A 25201-nucleotide genomic window follows, 5' to 3' on the forward strand; every position below is an offset into this window, starting at 1 on the left:
ACCCATGGCCGACGCACCGTACAAGCTGATCCTCCTCCGCCACGGCGAGAGCGAATGGAACGCGAAGAACCTGTTCACCGGATGGGTGGACGTAGACCTCACCGACAAGGGCGAGAAGGAGGCGGTCCGCGGCGGTGAGCTGCTCAAGGACGCCGGCCTGCTCCCCGACGTCGTGCACACCTCGCTCCAGAAGCGCGCGATCCGCACCGCCCAGCTCGGGCTGGAGGCCGCCGACCGCCACTGGATCCCCGTGCACCGCTCCTGGCGGCTGAACGAGCGCCACTACGGCGCCCTCCAGGGCAAGGACAAGGCGCAGACGCTCGCCGAGTTCGGCGAGGAGCAGTTCATGCTCTGGCGCCGCTCGTACGACACCCCGCCGCCCGCGCTCGAGGACGGCACGGAGTTCTCGCAGAGCGCCGACCCGCGCTACGCGACGATCCCGCCGGAGCTGCGCCCGCGCACGGAGTGCCTCAAGGACGTCGTCATCCGCATGCTGCCGTACTGGTACGACGGCATCGTCCCGGACCTCCTCGACGGCAAGACCGTCCTGGTCGCCGCCCACGGCAACAGCCTCCGCGGCCTGGTGAAGCACCTGGACGGCATCTCCGACGATGCCATCTCGGGCCTCAACATCCCGACCGGCATCCCCCTCGCCTACGAGCTGGACGCCGACTTCCGCCCCCTGAAGCCGGGCGGCACCTACCTCGACCCGGACGCGGCGAAGGCCGCGATCGAGGCAGTGGCGAACCAGGGCAAGAAGAAGTAGCAACGCCCAACGCGAGCCCCCTACCTGTGGTTTCTCCACAGGTAGGGGGCTCGTTCTTTGCGCCGTCCCGGCCGGTACCGGCTAACCTGACCCCCACACCTGCCTGTTGCCCGGATTCACGCCCCTGACGGGACGGGGCAGGCGGGTGCGGAGAGGCAAGGAGATCGGGGAGAGCGATCATGGGCGAGTCTCTGAAGACCTTCGTCGGCGGCACCGAGGTCGAGGTGCCGAACAGCATCCCGGCGATCCGCGCCACGCTGCCCGAGGAGAGACGCGAGGAGTTCGACCAGGCGATCAACGAGGCCGGGGTGAACGAGATCCAGGCCGTCATGCGGCACTGGATGCTCGAGGCCGTGCCCGATCCCGAGGCCGAACAGATCCTGGACCGGCTGGCGCAGGACGAGGCCGAGAGGCGGAACGTCGCTTGAGCTTCCGCATCTCCTACGCTCCGCCTGCCGACGACACCCTGGCCAAGATGCGCGACGGCGAGTCGTTCCGGGACGAGATGGCGCGCACCCTGGGGCTCGATCCGTACGGTCATGCCTCCTCCGCCGTGAAGCGGGAACGCGACCGGCGCGAGGCGACCGTGTACGGCGCCATCGTCCTCTACTACGTCTCCGGTTCCGTGCTGACGGTCACCGTGGTCAGACTCGTGCCGCTGCCATGACGCCGCTGCCATGACCGTCGATGTGACAACAGCCGTGCTGGAGGCCGTCGGTGCCCACGGCCCCGCGTCCCGCCGGCCGCTCACCGGAGGCACGTACAACACCGTGACCCGCGTGACGTTCGATGACGGACGCGACTGGGTCGTCAAGATCCCGCCGGCGCACGCCACCGGACTGAGCTACGAACAGCGCCTGCTCGTCAACGAGGTCACCTTCTACGAGGCCGCCGCCGGCGGCCCGGTCCCGCAGGTCGTGCACAGCGAGCTGGACCCCGGGGCGCCGACCGGGGCGTACGTCGTCATGACCGCGCGCCCCGGACTGCCCTGGAGCGCCGTCACCGACGGCCTGACGGGCGATGAGAACCGGTCCCTGCGCGCCGAGTTCGGTGCCGCTGTCGGACGGCTGCACGGGGTCGCGGGCCCCGGCGGTTACGGGTATCCCGCCGAGCCCCTGGGGCCGCTCGCCCCCACCTGGCGCGAGGCGTTCACCGCGATGACCGACGCCGTGCTCGCGGATGCCGAGCGGTTCGACGCGCGGCTGCCCTGGCCGGTGGGGCGGATCCATGAGGTGCTCGCCGGGGCGTCGGACGTACTGGACGAGGTGACCCGGCCGGTCCTGGTCCACTTCGATCTGTGGCAGGGCAATCTCCTGGTCGCCGGGGAAGCCGGCGCACGGCGCATCGGAGGGATCGTCGACGGTGAGCGGATGTTCTGGGGTGATCCGGTCGCCGATCTCGTCTCCACGTCCCTGTTCGGCGATCCGGAGACGGACGTGGACTTCCTGGCCGGATACGCGGCCGCGACGGGCTCACCGCTGGTGTTCACCCCGTCCGTGCACCGCCGGCTCGCCCTCTGCCGCAGCTATCTCTACCTGATCATGCTCACCGAGACGGTGCCCAGGGGCGCGGGGCCCGAGGCCGTGGAGGCGACATGGAACGCGGTGGCACCACGGCTCGTCGCGGCGCTCGACGCGCTCGGGCAACCCCCCTCCGGCAGGGGATCCAGCGGCAAGGGTCTCAGGAGGGGCGCCGCGTCAGATGGGTGAAGGCGTCCAGGTTTCGGGTGGATTCGCCGCGCTCCACACGCCAGGCGTACTCCTTGCGGATCGCGCTCGCGAAGCCCAGCTCCAGCAGCGGGTCGAAGGCCCCGTCCGCCGCCTCCAGCACCGCGCCCAGCAGCCGGTCGAGCTCCGCGGGCGTGACGACCGAGAGCGGTAGCCGGCCGACGAGGTAGATGTCGCCCAGCTGGTCGATGGCGTAACTGACCCCGAAAAGACGGAGGTTGTGCTCCAGGAGCCAGCGGTGCACGGCCGCGTCGTTCTCGTCGGGATGGCGGATGACGAACGCGTTGACGGAGAGCGAGTGCTGCCCGACGACCAGGGAGCAGGTCGTGGACAGCTTGCGCGTACCGGGCAGCTTCACGACGTAGTTGCCGGGCCCCGGGCTCTCCCATTCGAGCTCCGCGTCCTCCAGCGTCGCCTCGATGACCTGCGCCGCTGCTGCCTCGTCGGATACGTCAGCCATGATCCGAGCGTACGACAACGCGCCCGGGCAGTCCGCCGGTGCGCACGCCGGGGCACCGACCGGGCCCGGCGCCGGAGTGCACTCCTCGCCGGTACGCACGCCGGTGCGCGCCCCTCAGCCGTGACGCGAGCGGGCGCCTCGCCGGTGGTCGTACATCGCCGCCGTGTAGACATCGGCGGTGGCCGACGCCGCCGTGTCCCAGCCGAACGACTGCGCGTGCGCGGCCGCGGCCTCGCCCATCCGGTCGGCCAGTTCGGCGCTGTCCGCGAACCGGCCCAGCGCCTGCGCGTACGCCTCCGGGTCATGGCCCTGGACCAGGAAGCCGCTGACTCCGTCGCGTACGGCGACCGGAAGGCCGCCCACCGCCGCCGCGATCACGGGTGTGCCGGCCGCCTGCGCCTCTATGGCGACGAGCCCGAAGGACTCGCTGTACGAGGGCATGACCAGCACGGACGCCGCCCGGAACCAGTCGGCGAGCTGCTCCTGCCCGACCGGCGGGTGGAACCGTACGACGTCGGCGACGCCCAGGCGCGCGGCCAGCTTCTGGAGGACCTCCGGCTTGGCGAGCCCGCTGCCGCTGGGGCCGCCGACGACGGGCACGACGATGCGCGAGCGCAGCGCGGGGTCACGGTCCAGGAGCACGGCGACGGCGCGTAGCAGCACATCCGGGGCCTTCAGCGGCTGGATACGCCCCGCGAACAGCGGGATCAGGGCGTCCTGGGGCAGACCGAGGCGGGCGCGCGCGGCGGCGCGGCCGTCGCCGGGGCGGAAACGCTCCAGATTCACGCCGGGGTGCACGACGGCGACGGACGCCGGGTCCGCGTCGTAGAAGCGGACGAGTTCGTCGGCCTCCCCCGCGGTGTTGGCGATGAGCCGGTCGGAGGCGTGCACGATCTGGGTCTCGCCGATGACGCGGGCGGCCGGCTCAGGGGTGTCGCCCTCGGCGAGCGCGGCGTTCTTGACCTTCGCCATGGTGTGCATGGCGTGGACCAGGGGGACGCCCCAGCGCTGGGCGGCGAGCCAGCCGACCTGACCGGAGAGCCAGTAGTGGGAGTGGACCAGGTCGTAGTAGCCGGGGCGCTGACCTGCCCAGGCCTGCATCACGCCGTGGGTGAAGGCACAGAGCTGCGCGGGCAGCTCCTCCTTGGCGAGGCCCTCGTACGGCCCCGCGTCGATGTGCCGGACCAGGACTCCGGGTTCCAGTTCCACCGTGGGCGCGAGCCCGCCCGTAGTGGCCCGGGTGAAGATCTCAACCTCGACGCCGATCGCGGCGAGGCGCTTGGCCAGCTCCACGATGTAGACGTTCATGCCGCCGGCGTCACCCGTACCGGGCTGGTGCAGCGGAGAGGTGTGCACGGAGAGCATCGCGACACGGCGCGGCTTACGGTGCCCGGCGAACGCACCCGGAAAGCGGATACGGGGTGCCGCACGGCTGCTGCCGAGCCGGGAGACGTACTGGCTCACGGGTCCGCTCCTCCTCGCTCAGGGCATGACGCGTACAGGGCGCACGGCCCTTCCGAAGAGCCAGAACAGCGGAACCCGACCTTTCATTTCCACTTTGCCAAATCATTGCGTTCGCTCCGGCGTGCCGGGCAGCGCCCCCGCGCCCACCGCTGCTCGGCCTGCGCCCTCGGCACTTCGCATACGCTCCCTTGCATGCACCAGCGCCCCATCGGCACCGCGACCCGCGGGACCACCAACCCCAACCGGCTCCGCCGCATGGACCGCTGGATCGCCGCCACCCACGGCCCCGCGCTGCGCCGCAGCGACACACCCCTCGCGGTCGACCTCGGCTACGGCGCCGCGCCGTGGACCGCCGTGGAACTGCTGGGACGACTGCGCACCGCCGAGCCGCGCACGGCGGTCGTGGGCGTCGAGATCGACCCCGTACGGGTGGAGGCAGCACGGCCGTACGAGCGCGAGGGGCTGACCTTCGTGCACGGCGGCTTCGAGATCCCCACCGCGGACAGGCCGGTCCTCATCCGGGCCGCGAACGTGCTGCGCCAGTACGACGAGGGCGAGGTCGCCGCGGTCTGGCAGCGGCTGTGCGCCCGGCTCGCCCCGGACGGGCTGCTGGTCGAGGGCACCTGCGACGAGATCGGCCGCCGGCACGTATGGGTCGCCCTCGGCCCGGAGGGCCCGCGCACCGTCACCTTCGCGACCCGACTCGGCTCACTGGAGCGCCCCTCCGACCTCGCCGAACGCCTCCCGAAGGCCCTGATCCACCGCAATGTGCCGGGCGAACCCGTCCATGCCTTCCTGCGCGACCTCGACCGGGCCTGGGCCACGGCCTCGCCCTACGCACCGCTGGGCGCGCGGCAGCGCTGGATCGCCGCGGTCCGCGCGGTCTCCGCCGACTGGCCCCTGACGGACGGCGTACGCCGGTGGCGGCAGGGTGAGATCAGCGTGCGCTGGTCCGCGCTGCGGCCCGCCACGGGGTGAACGGCGCCGACGCCGCTCCGAGGTGAACGACACCGGGCGGACCGCGGAACCGCTTCGGAACGTGCGAACACGAACGGTGGGACCTGGCCCGATCCGGGAACACCGATGGATCACCGTTCGTCCCCTGAGAGACGGAGCAGGTGTGACGCGGGCCTCTGTTGCTTTACGGGACAACATGGCACGATCGCGTCGTCACCTAAATGTTACTGACGGTAAGTCACATGTGCGCGATACGGCTTTCGTTGCCTTTCGCCCGGAGGGGGAGCTTGTGAACCGACGCCACTGCGCCGCTGCCGCGATCACACTGGTCTGCGCCCTGGCCGTGCTGTCCGCGCCGGCTCAGGCCATGGCCGCACCGCCCCCCGCCCCCACGGCCACCCCCTCCGCCACACCGACGCCGACGCCCACGCCCGATGCCACTCCCACTACTCCCTCCCCCTCCGAGAAGCGCCTCCAGGAGGTGCGCGAGGAGATAGAGACCCTGTACCGCAAGGCCGAGGCGGCCACGGATGCGTACAACCTCGCCGAGGGGCAGGCGAAGAAGCAGTCCGGCGAGATCGTCAGGCTGACCAAGTCCATCGCCGAGGGCCAGGCGAGGATCGCCGAGCTGAAGGACCGGGCAGGCGCCCAGGCCCGCGAGCAGTACCGCAACGCCGGGCTCCCGCCGGGCGCCCAGCTGGTGCTCAGCGGCGACCCCGATCTCTTCCTCGACGGCGTCAACCAGGCCAAGCAGGGCCAGCAGGCCACGAAGGGCATGCTGACCGAACTGGAGCAGGCCCAGGAGGACTTGGAGACGTACACCGCGGACGCCAGCCTCAACTGGGAGAAGATCGAGGCCAACCGCGTCAAGCAGGCCAAGGCCAAGAAGCGCGTCAAGGCACAGATCGCGGCGGCGAAGAAGCTCGAATCACAGCTCGCGAAGAAGGAGCAGGCCAGGCTCCTCAAGCTGGAGCAGGACGCCGCCTCCACCGCGCAGGCCGCCTGGCTGTCCTCCGGCGCGCTCAAGGACATCAACCGCGAGGCCAGCCCGGCCGGCAAGAAGGCCCTGGCCTTCGCCACCGCCCAGATCGGCAAGCCCTATGTATGGGGAGCCGAGGGCCCCGGTTCGTACGACTGCTCGGGGCTGACCTCACAGGCCTGGGCCGCGGCGAAGCAGCCGATCCCCCGGACCTCGCAGGAGCAGTGGCGGCAGCTGCCCCACATAGCCATCCAGGACATGCGCCCCGGCGACCTGATCATCTACCACAGCGACGCCAGCCACGTCGGGATGTACGTCGGCGACGGCTCGATCGTGCACGCCCCCCGACCAGGACGGCAGGTCACCCTGACCGGAGCGGGTTCGATGGAGATCCTGGGCGTGGTCCGGCCGGACAAGTAGCCGGCACCACGAGCGCGCCGACGCTCCCGCCGACGCGCTCCCCGGCGGGAGCGTCGGCGGGAGCGTTCGACGAGTTGTGCACGGTGCGTGTCGAGCGCGTGATGTTTGTCATGGCCCCATGTCCGTTTCGTGCGCGCACATCACGCCGGATCCGTGTCGGGACGCGGCTTATGGCCGCGCATATGACAAAGGATGATCGCCGAGCGCCATTCCGTTCCCCTGCCGCGGACCGCTATCGTCCCCGTCGGCGGGTCGTCGATCGTCGGTCCGCCGCGCCCTCGGGGGGAGGGAAGGAAACCCGAACCGATGCCCGTACCCGTACCGCAGCAACGGACCGTTCCCGCTGCGGAGACCACTCATGGCGCCGACCTCACCCTTCTGGTGATCGAGGACGACCCTGCGGGCACCTTCGCCGTCCCCGAGCCCTCGTCCACCACAGGGGCGCGGGTCCGCGTCCGTACCGCGCGTAACCTCACCGAAGCCGTCCGGCTGCTCACCGACGACGTCGACTGCATCCTGCTCGACCTCGACCTGGAGGCGGCCGCCCTGCCCACCGGCGCACGCGTCGACGGCACCGACGACGCCGGCGGCACCCCGGACGAGCTGGCCGCCCTCAAACACGTCCTGCACATCGCACCGCGCCACGCCGTCCTCGCCCTCACCGCTGAGGACGACGCCGAGCGGGCCGCCGAGGCCGTACGCGTCGGGGCCCAGGACTATCTCTTCCGCGGCGAGCTCGACGGGCGCCTCCTCAGCCGTGCCATCCGGTACGCCGTGGAGCGCAAGCGCGCGGACACCGCCCAGCACCAGCTGACCGAGTCCAGGCTGCGCGCCCAGGAGAACGCCCGCCTCGAACGCGGGCTGCTGCCCACCCCGCTCCTGGACGGCTCCGACCTCGCCTTCGCCGCCCACTACCGGCCGGGCCGCAGCCGCGCCCTGCTCGGCGGTGACTTCTACGACACGGTCCGCACACCGGACGGCACGGTCCACGCGATGATCGGCGACGTCTGCGGGCACGGCCCGGACGAGGCCGCGCTCGGTGTCGAGCTGCGTATCGCCTGGCGGGCGCTCACGCTGGCCGGGCTCTGCGGCGACGACCTGCTCTCCACACTCCAGCAGGTCCTGGAGCACGAACGGCAGAGCGAGGAGATCTTCGCGACGCTCTGCACCATCGACATCGCCCCCGACGGCCGGGCCGCCGGCCTGTGCATCGCGGGTCACCCCGCACCGTTGATCGCGCGCCGGGGCCGGGCCGCGCAGCTGCTCCCGCACGAGGACGGCGGCCCGGCCCTCGGCCTGCTGCCGCAGGCCAGGTGGCCCCACCGGCAGGTCGAGCTGGGCAGCTCCTGGAGCCTGATGATGTACACCGACGGGCTGATCGAGGGGCGCGTCGAGCAGGAGGGGACCCGGCGGCTGGGCCAGGACGGCATGGTCGAAATGGTCAACGGGCGGCTGGACCAGGGGCTCGGCGGCGAGGCCCTGCTGGAGGCCGCGGTCACCCAGGTGCAGGCGCTGAACGGCGGCGAGCTGACCGACGACGTGGCGGTCCTGCTCCTGGAACGCGCCGAAGCCGGGGCCCATGGCCCCGGCGCCGCGTGGTCGGCGGGCGCTTCTCAGCGCCCGCCGTTGTAGGGGCCGTACGGTCCGTCACTGCTGGAACCTCCGCGACGGCCGCCACCACCCGTCACGGCCTTGATCGCCGGCCGCACGTCCACCATGAAGACGATGGACGCGATCACGCCCGCGATCTGCAGGAACAGGATCGGGATGACGAGGTTCACGAAGACGGTGGCGCCGAGGATGATCAGCCAGAACGACTTCTTCTGCTTGTCCGCGGCCCGGTAGGCGTCCTCGCGCGCCGTCACGGCGAAGACCAGCGCGACCACGGCCAGGACGAGCATGGCCAGGTACAGCAGCTGGAGGAACGAGCCGAAAGCTTCGAGCAACACGGTGGGTACCGCCTAGTCAGTGGATGAACGCCTAGGATCTTCCGCTCGGGTCCGGCCGGCCGGCCCCGGAACGAAATGCCTAGCGGCCAAGGTACCGGGACAACGACCCGGGCACCCTCAAAGGTGCCCGGCCCGTTCTTCCGGCAACCCCCGAACCGCTTCCGGCTACTTCGCGGAAGGCGGAGTCGTCTTCTTGGCCGCGGGCTTGCGCGCCGGCGCCTTCTTCTCCGCCGGGGCGGACTTCTTCGCGGCGGGAGCCACGGGCTTCGCGGCCGGAGCCACCGGCTTCGCAGCACCGGCGGGCTTCCCGGGCGTCGCGGGCTTGGCCGGGGCGGCGGGCTTCACCGGGGTCACGGCCGGCTTCGCCACCGCCTCGGACTTCTGCTTGGGCACGGCCTTCGGCTCCGTCTCGACGACGGCGGCGATCTCGACGATCTCCCCGGCCGTCTCGCCGCGCCACGTCCGTACGCTCTGCTCGCCACGCTCGGCGACCTTCTCGTACGTCTCCCGGGCCCGGACCGCGTACTCGGCGGCCACGCCCACGCTGCGCAGCGCCAGGTCCTGGGCGCTCTCGCCCCACTTCTTCAGGTCGGTGTCCAGGGCCCCGAAGACCTCGGTCACCTTCGCCTGCACGGTGGCCTGAGCCTCCTTGGCCTGCGTGGTGACCCGCTCCTGCACTGCCTTCGGGTCGGTGTTGCGCACGGCCTCGATCCGCTCGGGCGCCTCGGCCCGCAGCTGCTCGATCAGAGCCGGAACCCTGCGCGCCTGCTCAACGGCGAGATCGGCCGTGCCGGCGGCGAAGTAGAGGGGGGTGGGGTCGGTGAGGGTCTTACGCAGGTCATCGGTGATGGCCATGACTGTGGTCCTCCCGGATCATCAGAAGTCAGTTCGCTGGTGGGTCTGCATCACTGCCGCCGGCCGTGCGGGGGCCGCGGGCATCCGGACCGGCACCGTCCGCGTCTCCGGCACCGCTTTCCGCGTCGGCACCGATTCTGCTCTCCGCGTCGGCGGCACCGTGGAACCCGGCGCCGGTGTCGGGCTCGACATCGAATCCGTTCTCCCGGCGGAAGGAGTCGTAGATCTGCAGCAGCACGCTCTTCTGCCGCTCGTTGATCGACGGATCGGCCAGTACGACCGCCCGTGTCTCCAGCTCCTCCCGCTCCCGCTCATCGAGAATCCCGGCCCGCACATACAGCGTCTCGGCGGAGATCCGCAGGGCCTTGGCGACCTGTTGCAGCACCTCGGCACTCGGCTTGCGCAGACCGCGTTCGATCTGGCTGAGATACGGATTGGACACCCCGGCGGCGTCGGCGAGCTGCCGCAGCGAGAGCTGAGCGGTACGCCGCTGCTCACGCAGGTACTCACCGAGATTGCCGACGTTGAGTGATGCCATGCCCCGATGGTGCCCCACCCTTGCTAACTATTGCAAGCGCATGCTTGCAATAGTGTCCCACGCCACGCCGGACGAGGCTTGGGCATGTCGACGGTTGTCCTGTCTCCGCGATGTGTAGGCAGTCCCGCTCGTCTGTAGGCATGCGCGGCCGCGTCCCGGTCATGTGTAGGCAAGTTCTGGAGAGTTCCGGTCTTGTGTAGGTACGGCGGTCACGGCGCTTCTACGGTCGAAGTGGCTGGTCGGCGTCGTACCGGAGGCCCGGATGGATGTGCGCGAGGTGGCGGCGGATGTCGAGCTGGAGTACGTCAGCGCGGCCGGGGTCCGCGAGCGAGGGTCTTTGGGACATCTGTGGTCGGTCCCGTTCGAGTCGGTACGGCCCGAGCGCCGGTTCCCGGCTTTCCGAGGTCAGGGCAACTGGTGCGGCTGGTACTGGTCGGCGACCTGCGGCGGGCATGTGGGATATGAGTCGTGGCTGGAGCGCGACCACTTGATGCTGCTCGACTTCGATCCGCTGGTGATGGGCATGGCTTCGCAGCCGTTCCGGCTGTCGTGGACCCGGCCGGACGGGAAGCGGGTGCGGCACACACCGGACTTCTTCGTCCGCCGCGTCGACGGCACGGGCCTGGTGGTGGACGTGCGTCCGGACGAGCGGATCGGGCCGGATGACGCGGCGAAGTTCACGGTGACGGCGGCGGCCTGCCGGTCGGTGGGCTGGGACTTCGCGCGGGTGGGGACGCCGGAAGGGGTGCTGATGGCGAACGTGCGATGGCTGGCCGGCTACCGCCATCCGCGGGTGCACTGCCCGGAGGTCGCCGCCCGGCTGGTGAAGGTGTTCGCCGACGGCGGCGGGTTACTGGCCGGGGCCCTGCGGGTGGGCGATCAGATCGCGGTGCTGCCGGTGCTGTTCCACCTGCTCTGGCGCGGGGTCCTGGCCGTGGATCTGGAGGCCGGGCTGTTGTCGGCTGATTCGCAAGTCCGGCTCGGCATGGTGCGGGAAGGGGGCGGGGATGCCTTCGCGTCCACGGCTGCTGCGAGCGGGTGACCTGGTCCGGTTCGACGGACGGCTCCACACGGTGGCCGCGCTGGAGGGGACTGCGGTCCGGCTGGTCGACGAGGCACAGTCGGCGAGCGTGGTGATGCTGGCCCATCTGCTGTCCTCGGAGGGCTTCGGGGTGGTCACCCCCGTCTCGGTGCGGACGGTCGTCCCGGCGGCCGGCGTGCTGGAGGGGCTTCCCGCCCAGGCGGTCGAGCGAGCCGAGTGGTGGCAGCGGCACCTGGCGGAGATGCTCACGGGCCGCCCGGTGGATGATCCGCAGGGCCCGGTGCGGGCCGAGTACGACCCGGCGGTGAGGTCGCTGCGGCAGCGTGAGCTGGCCAAGGCCGCAGAGCTGGCCGGGGCCGGGCACACGACGTCGCTGGCCCTGATCCAGAGGATGCGGCGCCGTTTCGAGGACGAGGGGGTGCTGGGGCTGGTCGACCCGCGGCTGCGGGCCGTCTCGGACGGCACGGGCCGCGCCGACCGGCGGGTGGTCGAGGCCCTGCGCAGGGTCGTGGACGATCAAACGGGCCGGTCCACGGTCTCCGCACAGGTGCTGCGGCGCCGGATGGAACGCCTGTTGGAAGCCGAACACGGGCCCGGAGTCGTGCCGTTGCCATCGCGCACGGCGTTCTACCGGCTGCTGAAGACAGTCAGCTCCGGCCGTCACACGCTGGGTTCGGCCCGCACCCGCCGTTCGCTGGCCAAGCAGCCGGACGGCATGTTCGGTCAGCTGACCGCGGCCCGGGCGGGCGAGGTGATGGAGATCGACTCAACTCCGCTGGATGTGCTGGTCGTGCACGACGACGGCACGGTGGACACCGTCGAGCTGACCGGCATCGTGGATCTCGCGACGCGCACGCTGGCCGCGGCGGTGCTGCGGCCGTCGACGAAGGCGGTGGACGCCGCGCTGCTGCTGGCACGGGCGATGACGCCGGAGCCGATGCGTCCGGGCTGGGCAGACGCGCTGCGGATGTCCCGTTCGGTGCTGCCGCACGCCTCGCTCATGGCACTGGACGAACGGTTGGCCCACGCCGCGGCGATTCCGGTAATCACGCCGGAGACGATCGTCTGCGACCGGGGCAAGGCCTACATCTCCGACACGTTCCGCTCCGCCTGCCAGGCACTGGGCATCTCCTTCCAGCCCGCCCACCCCGACACCCCGACGGACAAGCCGCACATCGAGACGACGCTCGGATCGGTGGCCACGATGTTCGTCCAGCACCTTCCCGGCTACAAGGGACGCAGCACCGAACATCGCGGCACCGATCCGGCAGCAGAGGCGGTCTGGACGATCCACCGGCTCCAGGAGCTGCTGCAGGAATGGATCGTCCACTGGCAGAACCGGCCGCATGACGGCCTGCGGGACCCGCTGATGCCCGGCAAGGCGTTGAGCCCGAACGAGAAGTACGCCGCCTTGGTCGCGGCTGCCGGACACGTCCCGGTCGCGCTCAGCCCGGACGAGTACATCGAGCTGCTGCCCCGCTGCCGACGGAGGATCAACTCCTACGGCATCCGCCTGGGCCACCGCACCTACGACAGCGCGGAGTTGAACCCCTTCCGCCGTCAGCCGTCCGGCGCCGGCCAGGACGGGCGGGGTTGGGAGGTCCACTACGACCCCTACGACATCTCCCGCGTCTGGGTACGCAATCACCGCGAGGGCGGCTGGATCACCGCCGTCTGGCGGCACCTTCGCACTGTCCCGACGCCGATGGGCGAACTGGCCTGGGACCACGCCCGCCGCATCCTTGCCCAGCGAGGCACCGACCCGGCGCACGAGGACGAGATCGCCGAGGCCGCCGTCGCTCTGCTGGACCGCGCCGCCGACGGCCCGGAGGAGAAACCCGCGAAGGCGTCTCGCGCATCGCGCCGGGGCCGCAAGGTCGCCGCCCGGACCCGGGCCACCGCTGAACCTTCCTGGCCCCGGCCCGACGAGCCGGCCGAAGAGCCCGCCGCCGAGCCGGTGGAGACGGACGAGGACGAACTCGCCGACGTGATCCCGCTGGAGATCTTCGACGCACGCAAGGAGGCCGAACGGTGGTGGTGAACATGCCGGAGCCGGAAGGCGAGGAAGTGCCTGAGCCCGTCGAGGACCGCACGGACCCGTCCACGCGCCTGGAGGGATGGCGCCGGTTCGTCGAAGAGGACCCGGCCGTCTTCCACCTGCTGCCTGAGCAGCAGTGGCAGTCTTTGAGCCCGCCGACGCGGGACGCCTACGACGAGGCCCGCATCGCTTACCACTCCGAACTGCAGGTCGTGCGCACGTCCACGGTCAAGGAGATCGCCCACCAGGGACGGCTGCTGACCCTGCTCAACCAGCGTGAGCACGGCGCCCGCCGCGGGCTCATCGTCTCCGGGGAGTGGACCACCGGGAAGACCACCGCGCTCAAGCAGCTCGGCCGCCTGCACGAACTGCGCGTCCGACAGCGCTACCCGGGAAGCGACCGCATCCCGGTCGTCTACATCACCGCCCCGCCCAAGGGGTCCCCGCGCAAACTCGCCCTGGAGTTCGCCCGTTTCCTCGGCCTGCCCGTGATCGGCCCGAGGCACAACACCATCGACGTGACCAGCGCCGTCTGCCAGGTGCTCATCGAGGCCCGCACGGACCTGGTTCTGGTCGACGAGATCCACCTGCTCAACCACGCCACCATCGCCGGGGAAGACCTCTCCGACCACTTGAAGTACTTCACTGAGCATCTGCCCGCGACGTTCGTCTATGCCGGGATCAACGTCGAACAGTCGGGGCTGTTCACCGGGATCCGCGGCAAGCAGCTTGCCGGCCGCTGTGTCCTCATCCGCACCGGCCCCTTCCCGCTCAACGCCGAGTGGCGGTCCCTGATCGCCTCCATGGAGAACACCATCCGTCTCCACCGGCACGAGCCGAACACCCTGGTGAAGATGGCGAAACACCTGCACCAGCGCACCGGCGGCATGATCGGAAGCCTCTCCCACCTGATCCGGGCGGCGGCGATCTCCGCGATCCTGGACGGAACCGAGCGCATCACCCGGACGACGATCAAGAACATCCGCATCGACCACAGCAGCGAGTCCTCCACCCGCGGACGCACCGCCTCTCTGCCCCGCACTGGCTGACCATGACATTCCACCCGGCACTGATCCGCCCTCTGCCCATCACGCTGCCGCCCTTCCCCGGCGAGTGCGAATCGTCCTACTGGAACCGCCTGGCCCTGGCGAACCACGTCCCCCTGGCCCGCCTGCGCTCTCCCTCACGCTGGTTGGACTCCCATCTCACCAGCCTCGACACTCTCTGCGTCCTCAGCGGCCAGTCTCGGGAGACCCTGGCCGGAGCGATCCCCGACCTCCGCATGGACGACGCCTCACTCACGACGGAAACCCCCGTCGCGGCCCCCGACCACACGCTTCGCTGGGCCTGCCGCCGTTGCGTCGTCACACGCACCGGTTCGACGCTGCCCGCCCAGGTCTGGGCCTCCATCCACAACGAAGTCTGCATCCGCCACAACCTCTGGATCGGCAAGAACGTCCTCGCCCCTGAACAACAGCTTGACCTGTCCCGAACCCCCGACGTCATTCGCGCTCAACGCCACTACTGGCGACTCCGACGGCGATACGGCCCGACCCTCATCGACGCGTGCTACGTCGCCACCGGCAAGCTCTGGAGCGGTCTGGCCCACCGCCACTACCGGCTCACCCACCGCGCCGAACTCCTCCACGACCTGGTCGTGGTCAAGGCACCCACCGTCGAACCGGACAAAAAGGCCCCATGGCTGGAAGCCGCTGGATACCCCGAACACATCACGCTGATCAGCCTGTTCTCATCAGGTCATTGGAGGCGATCGATTCTCAGCGACGACCTTCTCGTCGTCACCCGGGCCATTGCCGAATTCCACCGCCGCTTCCCGCTGCAGGCACCCCTGCGAGGCACCAGCCGCACATGGCTCAGCACCACCATCGAGGCCACGGCCAGAAAGGTCGAAACTCTCTTGCCCGCCACACGACCCGCAGAAGATCCATAAGCGGTTCTGCTGTCGGCAGACTCGCTGGATGTCATACGGCGGCCTGCCAGGATGGCCGCATGGGGAAGAACATGGCGGTGCGTCGACTCGATCTCGGGTACTTCATCCGGCCTGCATCGGAGACGGGCGGCCCACAACCACGAGTCGAACCTGTCCTTGCCTACCTGGTGCAACACGACCAGGGGTTGATCCTCTTCGATACCGGCATCGGCGGCGCGGACCCCGAAACCGAAGCACACTACCGACCCCGACGGCGAGCGTTGCAGGACGCCCTGTCAGCGTCCGGAGTCGCCCTTGATGACATCTCCATGGTCGTGAACTGCCACCTGCACTTCGACCACTGCGGCGGAAATCCCCTCCTGGGTGGCAAGCCCATCCTGGTTCAGGACGTCGAACTGGCCACCGCTCGTCAGGGCAACTACACCTTCGATGAACTGATCGACTTCCCCGGCGCAACCTACGAGGAAGTCGCCGGCGAAACCGAAGTCTGGCCGGGAGTCTGGATCATTCCGACGCCTGGGCACACCCAAGGGCACCAGTCGCTGGTTCTCCGGCAAGGCGACGGCACAGTAGTCCTCGCCGGCCAGGCACACGACTTCGCTTCTCATTTCGCGTCCGACCAACTGGCCCGTCACGCGGTACTCCAAGGCGTGGAGCAGCCGCTTCCTCCTTATCAGCACTGGCTGGAGCGACTCGCCGACTTCGACCCACGACGTGTGCTCTTCGCCCACGACTGCTCGGTCTGGGAACCGCCGCGGACCGCCTGACCGCGTCGACTACCGGGCCGCTGAACCCGACGCTCCAGCACAAGCCACACACCGAATTGCCCACACATAAGCGGGACAACTTCGCCCAGCGTGTCCCAGACAAATCGAAGCACCGCAGGTCACAGCCTCGCACTACCCACACTTAGCTGGGACAGGACAACGGTGGACGGCGGGGCGAGAGCCCCGGCACCTCGCCCCCTCACCCATCGGAGGCGGGCCGCGCAGATGCCGATGAGCTGCCGGCCGGGAACGCTGCCGCCCCGTACGACGAAGTCGCCTCCTCCGAGAAGCGCCGCCCCGCGGGCTCACAGGCCGCCACCCTGTCGGTGGACTCCACGGCTGTCCGGGCTCACCAGCGCACTGCCGGAGCACTCAAAAAGAGGCCCCCCGCACGGTGAGCCGCCGATTCTCGGCCAGGGCGAGGGCGCCCCGCGCTTCCACCGCGGCCGGGCCCCACGCCACTCCACCCCGACGGAAATGACGGTCCACACCTCACGCATCGCGGTCGAGCCGCACCCTCACCCCCTGGTTGACGGTGTCCACCTCGCCGGGTAGGTTGACACTGTCAACCAGGAGGTATTGATCATGCCCACCATCCTCATCACGGGCGGTCACTCAGGCATCGGCCTGGCGGCGGCCCGCGAGCTCGCAGCCAAGGGAACGGACCTTGTGCTGGCCGGACGCAGCGCGCAGCGAATGCAGCCGGTCAAAGATGAACTCACGGCGAAGTACGGCGTGTCGGTAACCTTGCTGACGCTCGACACGTCATCACTGGCCTCGGTTCGCGCTGCCGCTGCCGAGGTGGCCAAGCTCTGTGAGGCAGGCCAGGTCGGCTCGCTGGCCGCGCTCGTCTGCAACGCCGGGGGCCGTTTCGACGGCGAGGTCACCTACAGTCCCGAGGGCTACGAGACCACGTTCGCCACGAACTACCTCGGGAACTTCCTGCTCGTCGGTCTGCTGCTGCCGTATCTGGGGGAGGCTGCCCGCGTGGTCTTCACCGCCAGTGGCACACACGATCCGGACTCGATGGACGGCAGGATGGTGGGTGCCGCGGTCGAGCCGGACGCGGCCCTGTTGGCCGGCGACGGCAAGGACGGACACAAGGCACTCAGCGCCGGCAAGCGCTATGCCACCTCGAAGTTGTGCCTGATTACGTACGCCTACGAACTGGACCGTCGACTCCGCGGCGCCGGGAGCACGGTGGTCTCGATCGCCTACGACCCGGGTTCCGTGCCGACCACCGGCTTCCTGCGTGACATGCCCAAGGCCGTCCAGTGGTTCGCCGCCACCTCGGTGTTCTCTTGGCTGACCAAGCGCATTGGTGGTGTCGTCTCCGACGTCGAGTTCTCCGGCGCGTCCCTGGCCGAGCTCGCGAGTTCCCCGGAGTACGGGGACCGCTCCGGGGAGTACTTCCAGGCCAACGACGGGACCTTGTCCTCCGTCCGCTCCGCCCATCTGACCTACGACAGGCGGCGTGCGAAGAAGCTGTGGGATGACTCGGAGCGGCTCGTCGCGCGGTCGGCGGACGACGGCGGCACCGGCCGGGTCCGATGAACACCGCCCAACGGCTGGTGGCGGCAGCCGCGGAGCTTCTCGACGAGGGCGGGCAGGCGGCTGTCACGCTGCGCGCGGTCGGCTCCGCGGCCGGGGTCTCGCACAACGCTCCCTATAAACACTTCACGAACCGTGACGACCTGCTCGCCGCTGTCGCAGCGGCCGACTTCACCGCGATCACCGAGTCCTGGAGAACGATCGGGGCATCGCCTCTGGACCCGGCCGAGCGCCTGCTCGACGCGCTCGATGTCGTCATCCGGTTCAGCGGGGACCACCCTGCGCGCTACCGGTTGCTCTTCGGTACGCCCGACGTTGCCGCGCGGGGCGGACCCTTGGGTGACGCCGCAGAGACGGCATTGCAGGTGTTCTCCGACATCGTCGTCGACTGTCAGACGGCCGGTGCTCTTCCACCGTCCTCCAGCAACAACCTCGGGATCATCATTTTCGCGACCGCCCACGGCCTGATCGACGCCGACGCGAGCGGCCGACTGCGATCCCGGTCCGGCTGGACCGACGTGCGGGCAGGGCTACGGTTCCTGATCGGCCTCCTCCGTGATCAGCCGACCGCACACGCATCACCCCCCACCACTCCATCGGACACACCTGCCCAGGAGGCGCGAGAGGTATGAACACGAGCACCACCGACGTACCGACCTTCTCCCTCGCCGAGCGCGACCGCCGCTACACCCTGGCGAGGTCCTTCATGGCCGATGAGGGCCTGGACGCGCTGCTGGTCTACGGCGAGCACGAGGACGCCGGCCCCGCGCCGGTCGCCTATGACACCTGGTTCACCAACAGCCGACCGGGATCACTCGTCATCTTTCCGCAGGCCGGTGAGCCGATGTCGCTCATGCCGGGCCCCATGTTCATGATGGACCATCTCGAAGCCTCCCGGCGCGGCGGGAAGATGTGGATCCCACCGCACAACCTGCGCGGCACCCGCCATTCCTCCACCATCATCGAGACGCTGTCCGAACTGGGTCTGCAGAAGGCTGTCATCGGGGTCGTCGGCCTCGGAGCGCACCTGCCGTGGAACCCGGAGGGGATCATTCCGTACGGTCAGTGGAGCCGGGTCCTCGATCGGTTTCCCCAGGCGGAATTCCGGCCCGTCGACCTGGCCTTCGGACAGCTGATCATGCCGCTGGGCGAGGAGGAGATCGCCGTGCTCCGGCACTCCGCCCGGATCGGCGACGCCATGGTGCGGGCCATGGTCGCAACTGCGGCGCCCGGCGTCCCGGAGAGCCACGTCTATGCGGCGGGCATGGCCGAGGGTTACCGCAACGGCTCGATGCCGCCGTCGATGCACCTGTGGTCCGGTCCGGATGTGGTCGCCGCGGGGATCCCGTCGTGGGGACAGCGGCCTGAGGTGCCGCGCGTCCTGGCCGAGGGCGACGTCATCTACGCCGAGGTGTTCTCCAACTTCGGCGGGCGTCACGCCCAGAGCCAGGTCACCATCACCGTCGGCGAGGTGCACGAGGACTTCCACCGCGCCGGCCGCGCCGCCCGCGCCGCCTACGACGCAGGGCTGACGGCCCTGCGCCCTGGCCGCACCTTCGGCGACGTCGTCGAAGCCATGCAGGAGCCCATCGACGCCGCCGACGGCTGGCCATTCCTCATCGCCGTTCACTCACTCAACCCCGGCCTCTCGGTGGGCAAGGGCCGAGGCGTCTTCAGCACCCTCCCCGGCACCGAGGGATACCCGCGCGTCCTGGACTACCCCGCATTCCTCGCCGAGATGACACTCATACCGGGCATGAGCTTCGCCTTCGAGCCCAACTACGCCTACAACCGTCACCTCGCCCACCTCGGCGGCACCGTTCTCGTCGGCGAGGACGGACCCATCGAACTCAACCCCTACTCAGCACAGCTCCTCCCCGCAGCGGGACACAGCGCCCTCGCCTAGGTCTGTCCCTTCGGGAGGCGTGCCGTCACATTCAGAAGGACAACAACTTCGCGACGGCCCGCTTCTCCTGGGACGGGACACCGACCTGTCTCGTGTCCGTTCCAAGGTTTCTGTGGGGCGGCCAACGGGCGGTCTACGGGCGCCGCGCGACGAAGACGAACTCCTTGCCCGGTCTGTCAGGCGCGTCGCGAACGCCCTCCACCTCGTACCCCTGCGCGATCAGCTCCGCCTCGACCTCCTGTCGCTCACGGAAGCGCAACGTGGAATCCGACGTGAGTACCTGCCCGTCGGCGGCGAACACGTAAGTCCAGCGGAACGTCACCAGAGGCTCGCTCACCTCGCTCACCTGGACCCAGCTTTCGACGGAGCCGACATCCGGGATCTCCGTCACGCGCCGAGAAGCTTCGCGATTCCACTCCTCCCAGGCACGGCCGGCCGGATCGCGGGTCTCGAACACCAGACGGCCGCCAGGCTTCAGCGCCTCGTACGCGCCGCGCAGGGTCTCGCGCCATGCCTGCAGATCGATGATCTGCTGGGCGGCGTTCGCGGTCATCGTTGCCAGGTCGACCCGCATCGGCCGAAGTGTCGAGGCATCTCCACAGACCCAGCGCACGCGCTCGCCGCCCGGCTTGGCTCGGGCCACGTCGATGGACGCCTGAGCGGGATCGACACCCACGACCTCGATCCCGCGACCAGCCAGCAGAAGCGCGAACACACCTGTCCCGCAGCCGATGTCCAGCACCTGGCGCGCTCTGAACTCTTCCGTCATCCGGACGTACGCGTCGAGATCGCCTCGGTCCGGGTCGAGTTGGTCGTAGATCGCGGCCAGCCGTGGATGTCCAAAGCATTCGTCTGTCATGCGGCCGAACCTAGGGCCGCTGAGCTCGGCCGCCTACTCGATTTTTGCCATGAGCCCCGGTCAGCCTCGGTCAGGAGTGCGCCATGGTGATGCGACGTATCGACCGCTGCGCGGAAGAGGGGTCAGCTACCCGATAGTTGACCTTCACCTTGGGGAAAGCCACAGCATCGGTGGGGCCGGGCGATGTGCTCGGCATGAGGAGGAACGAGCATGGGGTTGCTGACCATCGGGACGTTCGCGAAGGCGTCCCGCCTGTCGCCGAAGGCGCTGCGTCTCTATGACGAGCTCGGGCTGCTGCGCCCCGCTCGCGTCGACCCCGTGAGCGGCTATCGCCTTTACGCACCGGAACAACTGGAGCAGGCCCGGCTGGTCGCCTGGCTCCGGCGCCTCGGGATGCCCCTGGCCCGCATCCAGCACGTCAGCACGCTGGAATCCGCTGCGGCGACCCAGGAGATCCGCGCGTTCTGGGCCGAGGTCGAGGCCGACACCGCCGCGCGGCGGGACCTCGCTTCCTTCCTCATCAACCATCTGTCCTGGAAGGACCCCGCCATGTCTCCCACCGCCAAGCCCCTGGGAATCCGATACGCCGCCCTTTCCGACACAGGCCTTGTCCGCGAGAGCAACCAGGACACCGCCTACGCCGGGTCCCGCCTGCTCGCCGTCGCCGACGGTTTCGGCAGCACGGGAGCCCCGGCGAGCGCGGCCGCCGTCGAGGCGCTCAAACGCCTCGAAACGAACAGCATCCCGGCGGGCAATCTCCTCAACGTCCTCGAAGACGCCATCGAGCAGGCCAAACAGGCCGTCAACGGCATCGCTGGACCCAGCTCAACCCCCGATGAGGCCGGCACCACACTCACCGCGATGCTCTGGACCGGCTCACAGCTGGCCCTCGTCCACATCGGTGACTCCCGCGCCTACCTCGTGCGCGACGGAGAGCTGTTCCAGATCACCCACGACCACACCATGGTGCAATCGATGGTCGACGAAGGGCGTCTCACCCCGGAAGAAGCCGTCTCCCACCCCCAGCGGGCGCTGCTGATACGAGCCCTGGGCCAGGGAGCCGATGCCACCCACGACATGCGCCTTCACGACACTCAGCCCGGAGACCGATACCTTCTCTGCTCCGACGGCCTGTCGACCGTCGTGCCGACCGAAGAAATCCGACGCGTGCTCTCCGAGATCAGCGAGCCCGAGCAGGCCGTACACGAACTCATCGCCCTCGCCAATGGCTGCGGCAGCCCCGACAACGTCAGCTGCGTGGTTGCCGACGTCATGGAGCTCCAGCAGTAGGAGCCAGGCGGGTCGAGCCGACACCGGGTCCAGGCCGGTCAGCACCTCGCAACCGACCCCGCGGCGCCTGCCGGCCTGGCTCCGCGGGTCAGAGCACCACCCCGTCCCAGAGCTGTCCGGGACCGGCCACCACGCAGCAGTAGCAGTAGTAGCGGCGGCGGTCCGTCCCCTCTACTCGGCCTCGACTGTCAGAGGTGCGCCGTACGCTCCGACCATGACCACCAGGATCAGTCTGACCTTGGACTGCAAGGACGCGAAGCTCCTCGGCCGCTTCTGGAAAACGGCGCTGGGCTACGTCGACGAGCCGCCGCCCGCTCCCTTCACGACCCGCGAGGAGTGGCACGCGAGCTTCAACCTCCCGGCGGACGACTCGGTGGACGACGTGGCATGGCTCTGCGATCCCGACGGCATCGGGCCCCGGCTCTCCATCCTCAAGGTCCCTGAACCGAAGACGGCGAAGAACCGACTCCATATCGACGTCCGGGTGCCAGGGCACGGCACTCCCGAGGAACGGTGGGCACGGATCAGGGCGAAGGCCGAACTGCTGGTGAAGGCGGGCGGTATCACCGTGGAGGAGTTCGACGGGCACCACATCACGATGGCCGACCCGGAAGGCAATGAGTTCTGCGTCGCCGCCACCCGGCCCGCCGGCTGACAAGGTTCGGGACGGCGCCTGAGACATCGACCCGACAACCGTCCCAACCGTCCCAACCGTCCCAGGCGTGCCGTGCCTGGTGTGCCGTGCCTGGTGTGCGAGGCGTGCCCGGCGGCAGAGGCGGCCGGGCATGCCTTGACCTCAAGTGTGATTGAGCTTCTACCGTCTCCTCCAGTTGCTCATCCGACGACGGGAGAACGCGTCCATGATCCTCGTGACCGGAGCCACCGGAAACATAGGCAGTGCGCTGCTGAGGGAGTTGCATGCCCGCGGCGCCGGACCGCTGAGAGGGCTCACCCGTGACACCGCGCAGGCCACCTTCCCCGAAGGGGTCGAGGCCGTGCAGGGCGACTTCGCGGAGCCGGCGTCGTTGAAGCCCGCGCTGGAGGGGGTGAGTTCGCTGTTTCTCGTGTCGCGTCTGGGTTCGGACGCCGACATCCTCGAAGCCGCCCGGCAGGCGGGTGTCGAGCATGTGGTGCTGGTGTCGTCGATCACCGCCCAGACCCATCCGCACCTGGGCCCCGCCCGCGAGAACCTGGCGGTTGAACAGCTGCTCAAGGACAGCGGTATGGCCTGGACGATCTTGCGGCCGACGCAGTTCGCCTCGAACGCGCTGATGTGGGCTGCCCCCATTCGTGAGCACGAGGCCGTCCACGCACCGTATGCGGACACAGCACTGCCGACCATCCACCCCGCGGACATCGCGTCGGTGGCACGGGTGGCGCTGACCGAGCCCGGCCACCGGGGGCGCACGTACGCCTTGACCGGTCCCGAGCCCGTGACCGCCCGCCAGCAGGTCGAAGCCATCGCAGCAGCACTGGGCCGGGAGGTGCCCTTCGCCGAGATCAGCCGCCGGCAGGCCCACGCGCAGATGGCCGCGGTCTTCGGGGCCGAGGCCGCAGACGCGGTGCTCGACGTCACGGGCGGAGACGTGAACGACGAGCTGCTGACGGTGCGCGACACGGTTACGCAGATCACCGGAACCCCGGCCCGCCCGTTCCAGCAGTGGGCATCGGAGAACGCCAACGCCTTCCGCTGAATCACCCGGGCCCGAGCGGATCACAGACCGCGGCGTGGGGGGGGAAGTTACGGACACCCATATCGGGCATTGAGGACCAGTTCCCGTCCCCAAGTGGCCAGCCCGAAGGGCTGTCGCGGCCGGCGGGCGCGTCCTCACCCGGCCCCTAATGCCCAGGGCGGCGTGACGGTGCTGCCGTCGGCCAGCTCGGCGCTGAGCCCCACCCGTGTCGTGACCCACATGTGCGCGGGCTGGTCGGTGGTGTTGGCAACTGCCAGCTCGGAGCCCGCCGGAGCCACCGCCGCATCACCGACGCCGAGTTCGGCGCTCTCGCCGCCGATGGTGAGCCGGAGGTGGCCGGACAGAACGTAGAACGTCTCCTCGTGGCTGATCCTGTGGGCCGGGCTCACCGTCCCGGCCGGGATCTCGCCGCGCCAGGCGGCGAGATCCCGGGTGCCTGTGCCCGGACGGAGATAGGAAACGAAGCGGACACCGTGGATCTCGTGCACGACGGCCTCGTCACTTCGGATGAAGGGCATGACAGCTCCTTGCAGGGAAGAATAGACAAGTTCCTTGTCTATAAAGACAAGCAACTTGACGAGTTATAGTCAAGCCCATGGATGACGCTCTGGCCTTCTCCGCACTCGTGCTCGCCCTCTCGGGACAGCTGGTGCAGGAGATCCACACTCGGGTGTCCCAGCGAGGGTTCGAAGATCTGCGGCCAGCACACGGCTTCGCCTTTGCCCGCATCTCCCTGGGCGACGCCACCACGGCCGACCTGGCCGAGCATCTGGGGGTGACCAAGCAGGCCGCCGCCCAGCTGGTCGATGAACTGGTGCGCAAGGGGTACGTGGTACGGCATCCACATCCCCACGATGCCCGCGCCCGCCTCCTGGGGCTGACCGAGGCCGGCTGGTCCGCAACTCGCGCCGCCGACGAGGCGGCCCGGGCTGCCGTCGCACCATGGCGAGAGGCGCTGGGCGAGGTGCGCTTCGGTGAACTCGTCGCCGACCTGACCCGGCTTTCGCCACCGGGGCCGATCCGCCCCACCTGGTGAGCCGGTAAGCCACTGATCTGGACCGTCACAGGTCGCCAAGGAGGAGTCAGGGCAACGGACTTGCGCATCCCGTGGCAGAGGTGTGCAGCAGGCTCCGGGCTTCACTCCACATCGCCCGCCCGGGGTGGTTGGTGGGGGAGAGTGGTGCCATGAGCGCATCTGACGCCAAAGGCGATCTCCACCGTTATCTGCAGTCGGCCCGGGAGGCCCTGCTGTGGAAGATCGAAGGGCTCTCCGAGTACGACGCCCGGCGCCCCCTGACACCGACCGGTACGAACATCCTGGGCCTGGTCAAGCATGTGGCCGGCGTGGAGCTGGGCTACCTCGGCGACACCTTCGGGCGGCCGTCAGGTGAGTCGCTGCCGTGGGTCGAGGAAGGGGCCGAGGCCAACGCGGACATGTGGGCAACGGCCGACGAGTCGCGTGAGCAGATCGTGGGGCTGTACCACCGGGCCTGGGCGCACTCGGACGCGACGATCGAAGCGCTGTCGCTGGACACGGTCGGCACGGTGCCGTGGTGGCCTAGCCATCGGGCCGAGGCGACGCTGCACCACATCGTGGTGCGCGTGATCGCCGATACGCACCGGCACGCCGGGCACGCCGACATCGTCCGGGAGCTCATCGACGGCGCTGTGGGGATGGACGAGGGCAACGACAGCATTCCGCCGGGCGATGCCGCGTGGTGGGAAGAGCACCGGAACAGGCTGGAGCGGGCGGCTCTTGAGGCCGACCGACCCCCTCACGGGAAGCCGGTGGTGCCGTAGCGTCGACGGGGGATGCGCGAGCGGGTTCGGGTTCGGGCGGGGGCGCGGGTTCGTGCGCGGGCGCGGGTTCGGGTTCGGGCTCGGTGAGCCGGGTGCGGGGCACCGCCTGGGCCCGGATCTCGTGGTGGGCGTCATGGGCCGTCACGCGTGCGTAGAGCGGGCGATCCGGTGGCGTGCGCGGGCTGGGC

The 25201-nt window shown here is 69.7% G+C and carries 27 protein-coding genes; 20 read left to right on the forward strand and 7 right to left on the reverse strand.

Annotated features, from left to right (window positions below; translation table 11 throughout):
- Window positions 1-4 precede the first annotated feature (4 nt).
- From OG623_RS15270 to OG623_RS15285, 4 genes are all read left to right on the forward strand, one after another.
- Window positions 5-766 carry a phosphoglyceromutase gene (locus OG623_RS15270; protein WP_362892855.1) on the forward strand — a complete coding sequence of 254 codons (762 nt, stop codon included), beginning with the start codon at window positions 5-7 and terminating at the stop codon, window positions 764-766.
- 179 nt (window positions 767-945) lie between these two features.
- Window positions 946-1194 carry a hypothetical protein gene (locus OG623_RS15275; protein ID WP_406147028.1) on the forward strand — a complete coding sequence of 83 codons (249 nt, stop codon included), beginning with the start codon at window positions 946-948 and terminating at the stop codon, window positions 1192-1194.
- On the forward strand, window positions 1191-1433 hold the full coding sequence (locus OG623_RS15280) for a hypothetical protein (protein WP_362892851.1): 243 nt from the start codon (window positions 1191-1193) through the stop codon (window positions 1431-1433). The genes OG623_RS15275 and OG623_RS15280 overlap by 4 nt, the downstream gene beginning before the upstream one ends.
- Before the next feature lie 10 nt (window positions 1434-1443).
- Entirely contained in the window at window positions 1444-2475 is a 1032-nt protein-coding gene (locus tag OG623_RS15285) for a phosphotransferase family protein (RefSeq protein WP_406147030.1), read from the forward strand.
- On the opposite strand, the gene OG623_RS15290 is transcribed toward OG623_RS15285, so the two are convergent.
- Window positions 2447-2953 (reverse strand): YbjN domain-containing protein, encoded by a 507-nt coding sequence (locus OG623_RS15290; protein WP_406147032.1) that lies wholly within the window; start codon window positions 2951-2953, stop codon window positions 2447-2449. The two genes, OG623_RS15285 and OG623_RS15290, sit on opposite strands and share 29 nt — an antisense overlap.
- Window positions 2954-3067: 114 nt before the next feature.
- Entirely contained in the window at window positions 3068-4417 is a 1350-nt protein-coding gene (gene mshA, locus OG623_RS15295) for a D-inositol-3-phosphate glycosyltransferase (RefSeq protein ID WP_406147034.1), read from the reverse strand.
- Window positions 4418-4609: 192 nt separating this feature from the next.
- Between mshA and OG623_RS15300 the strand changes: the two genes are divergently transcribed.
- The 3 genes from OG623_RS15300 to OG623_RS15310 all read left to right on the forward strand — a co-directional run bounded on the left by OG623_RS15300 (window position 4610) and on the right by OG623_RS15310 (window position 8405).
- Window positions 4610-5395: a class I SAM-dependent methyltransferase gene (locus OG623_RS15300; protein ID WP_406147035.1), complete on the forward strand. Its 786-nt coding sequence runs from the start codon at window positions 4610-4612 to the stop codon at window positions 5393-5395.
- Window positions 5396-5663: 268 nt separating this feature from the next.
- Window positions 5664-6773, forward strand: a complete 1110-nt coding sequence (locus OG623_RS15305) for an NlpC/P60 family protein (RefSeq protein WP_406147037.1) — start codon at window positions 5664-5666, stop codon at window positions 6771-6773.
- A 306-nt stretch (window positions 6774-7079) separates the two neighbouring features.
- Window positions 7080-8405 carry a PP2C family protein-serine/threonine phosphatase gene (locus OG623_RS15310; RefSeq protein WP_406147039.1) on the forward strand — a complete coding sequence of 442 codons (1326 nt, stop codon included), beginning with the start codon at window positions 7080-7082 and terminating at the stop codon, window positions 8403-8405.
- On the opposite strand, the gene OG623_RS15315 is transcribed toward OG623_RS15310, so the two are convergent.
- The 3 genes from OG623_RS15315 to OG623_RS15325 all read right to left on the reverse strand — a co-directional run bounded on the left by OG623_RS15315 (window position 8387) and on the right by OG623_RS15325 (window position 10115).
- Window positions 8387-8722, reverse strand: a complete 336-nt coding sequence (locus OG623_RS15315) for a DUF2516 family protein (RefSeq protein ID WP_406147041.1) — start codon at window positions 8720-8722, stop codon at window positions 8387-8389. The two genes, OG623_RS15310 and OG623_RS15315, sit on opposite strands and share 19 nt — an antisense overlap.
- 165 nt (window positions 8723-8887) lie before the next feature.
- Window positions 8888-9577, reverse strand: coding sequence for a hypothetical protein (locus tag OG623_RS15320; RefSeq protein ID WP_406147042.1), 690 nt, complete (start codon window positions 9575-9577; stop codon window positions 8888-8890).
- Between the two features lie 28 nt (window positions 9578-9605).
- Window positions 9606-10115 carry a helix-turn-helix domain-containing protein gene (locus OG623_RS15325; RefSeq protein ID WP_406147044.1) on the reverse strand — a complete coding sequence of 170 codons (510 nt, stop codon included), beginning with the start codon at window positions 10113-10115 and terminating at the stop codon, window positions 9606-9608.
- 262 nt (window positions 10116-10377) lie between these two features.
- On the opposite strand from OG623_RS15325, the gene OG623_RS15330 reads away from it, so the two are divergent.
- The 8 genes from OG623_RS15330 to OG623_RS15365 all read left to right on the forward strand — a co-directional run bounded on the left by OG623_RS15330 (window position 10378) and on the right by OG623_RS15365 (window position 19370).
- Window positions 10378-11157 carry a TnsA-like heteromeric transposase endonuclease subunit gene (locus OG623_RS15330; RefSeq protein WP_406147045.1) on the forward strand — a complete coding sequence of 260 codons (780 nt, stop codon included), beginning with the start codon at window positions 10378-10380 and terminating at the stop codon, window positions 11155-11157.
- Window positions 11123-13198, forward strand: coding sequence for a Mu transposase C-terminal domain-containing protein (locus OG623_RS15335; RefSeq protein ID WP_406147047.1), 2076 nt, complete (start codon window positions 11123-11125; stop codon window positions 13196-13198). Before OG623_RS15330 ends, OG623_RS15335 begins: the two co-directional genes overlap by 35 nt.
- The gene (locus OG623_RS15340) at window positions 13189-14244 is read left to right on the forward strand and encodes a TniB family NTP-binding protein (protein ID WP_406147049.1); all 1056 of its coding nucleotides are present in this window, start codon (window positions 13189-13191) and stop codon (window positions 14242-14244) included. Before OG623_RS15335 ends, OG623_RS15340 begins: the two co-directional genes overlap by 10 nt.
- A 2-nt stretch (window positions 14245-14246) precedes the next feature.
- Complete coding sequence (locus OG623_RS15345) at window positions 14247-15146, forward strand: hypothetical protein (RefSeq protein ID WP_406147051.1); 900 nt, start codon at window positions 14247-14249, stop codon at window positions 15144-15146.
- A 59-nt stretch (window positions 15147-15205) separates the two neighbouring features.
- Entirely contained in the window at window positions 15206-15913 is a 708-nt protein-coding gene (locus OG623_RS15350) for an N-acyl homoserine lactonase family protein (RefSeq protein WP_406147053.1), read from the forward strand.
- Between the two features lie 585 nt (window positions 15914-16498).
- On the forward strand, window positions 16499-17467 hold the full coding sequence (locus OG623_RS15355; protein ID WP_406147055.1) for an SDR family NAD(P)-dependent oxidoreductase: 969 nt from the start codon (window positions 16499-16501) through the stop codon (window positions 17465-17467).
- Complete coding sequence (locus OG623_RS15360; protein ID WP_406147056.1) at window positions 17464-18096, forward strand: TetR/AcrR family transcriptional regulator; 633 nt, start codon at window positions 17464-17466, stop codon at window positions 18094-18096. Before OG623_RS15355 ends, OG623_RS15360 begins: the two co-directional genes overlap by 4 nt.
- On the forward strand, window positions 18093-19370 hold the full coding sequence (locus tag OG623_RS15365; protein WP_406147058.1) for a M24 family metallopeptidase: 1278 nt from the start codon (window positions 18093-18095) through the stop codon (window positions 19368-19370). Before OG623_RS15360 ends, OG623_RS15365 begins: the two co-directional genes overlap by 4 nt.
- 133 nt (window positions 19371-19503) lie before the next feature.
- On the opposite strand, the gene OG623_RS15370 is transcribed toward OG623_RS15365, so the two are convergent.
- On the reverse strand, window positions 19504-20229 hold the full coding sequence (locus OG623_RS15370) for a class I SAM-dependent methyltransferase (protein ID WP_406147059.1): 726 nt from the start codon (window positions 20227-20229) through the stop codon (window positions 19504-19506).
- Between the two features lie 210 nt (window positions 20230-20439).
- On the opposite strand from OG623_RS15370, the gene OG623_RS15375 reads away from it, so the two are divergent.
- The 3 genes from OG623_RS15375 to OG623_RS15385 all read left to right on the forward strand — a co-directional run bounded on the left by OG623_RS15375 (window position 20440) and on the right by OG623_RS15385 (window position 23213).
- Window positions 20440-21519 carry a protein phosphatase 2C domain-containing protein gene (locus tag OG623_RS15375; protein WP_406147061.1) on the forward strand — a complete coding sequence of 360 codons (1080 nt, stop codon included), beginning with the start codon at window positions 20440-20442 and terminating at the stop codon, window positions 21517-21519.
- Window positions 21520-21733: 214 nt separating this feature from the next.
- Window positions 21734-22174 carry a VOC family protein gene (locus tag OG623_RS15380; RefSeq protein WP_406147062.1) on the forward strand — a complete coding sequence of 147 codons (441 nt, stop codon included), beginning with the start codon at window positions 21734-21736 and terminating at the stop codon, window positions 22172-22174.
- A gap of 205 nt (window positions 22175-22379) precedes the next feature.
- The gene (locus OG623_RS15385) at window positions 22380-23213 is read left to right on the forward strand and encodes an NAD(P)H-binding protein (protein WP_406147064.1); all 834 of its coding nucleotides are present in this window, start codon (window positions 22380-22382) and stop codon (window positions 23211-23213) included.
- A gap of 134 nt (window positions 23214-23347) precedes the next feature.
- Here OG623_RS15385 and OG623_RS15390 read toward each other — a convergent pair whose 3' ends face one another.
- Window positions 23348-23731: a cupin domain-containing protein gene (locus OG623_RS15390; protein WP_406147066.1), complete on the reverse strand. Its 384-nt coding sequence runs from the start codon at window positions 23729-23731 to the stop codon at window positions 23348-23350.
- 77 nt (window positions 23732-23808) lie between these two features.
- On the opposite strand from OG623_RS15390, the gene OG623_RS15395 reads away from it, so the two are divergent.
- Entirely contained in the window at window positions 23809-24249 is a 441-nt protein-coding gene (locus OG623_RS15395) for a MarR family winged helix-turn-helix transcriptional regulator (RefSeq protein WP_406147067.1), read from the forward strand.
- A gap of 149 nt (window positions 24250-24398) precedes the next feature.
- Window positions 24399-25013 carry a DinB family protein gene (locus OG623_RS15400; protein WP_406147068.1) on the forward strand — a complete coding sequence of 205 codons (615 nt, stop codon included), beginning with the start codon at window positions 24399-24401 and terminating at the stop codon, window positions 25011-25013.
- The last annotated feature ends 188 nt before the right edge of the window (window positions 25014-25201 follow it).

Source organism: Streptomyces sp. NBC_01012, assembly GCF_045162755.1.
Lineage (GTDB): Bacteria > Actinomycetota > Actinomycetes > Streptomycetales > Streptomycetaceae > Streptomyces.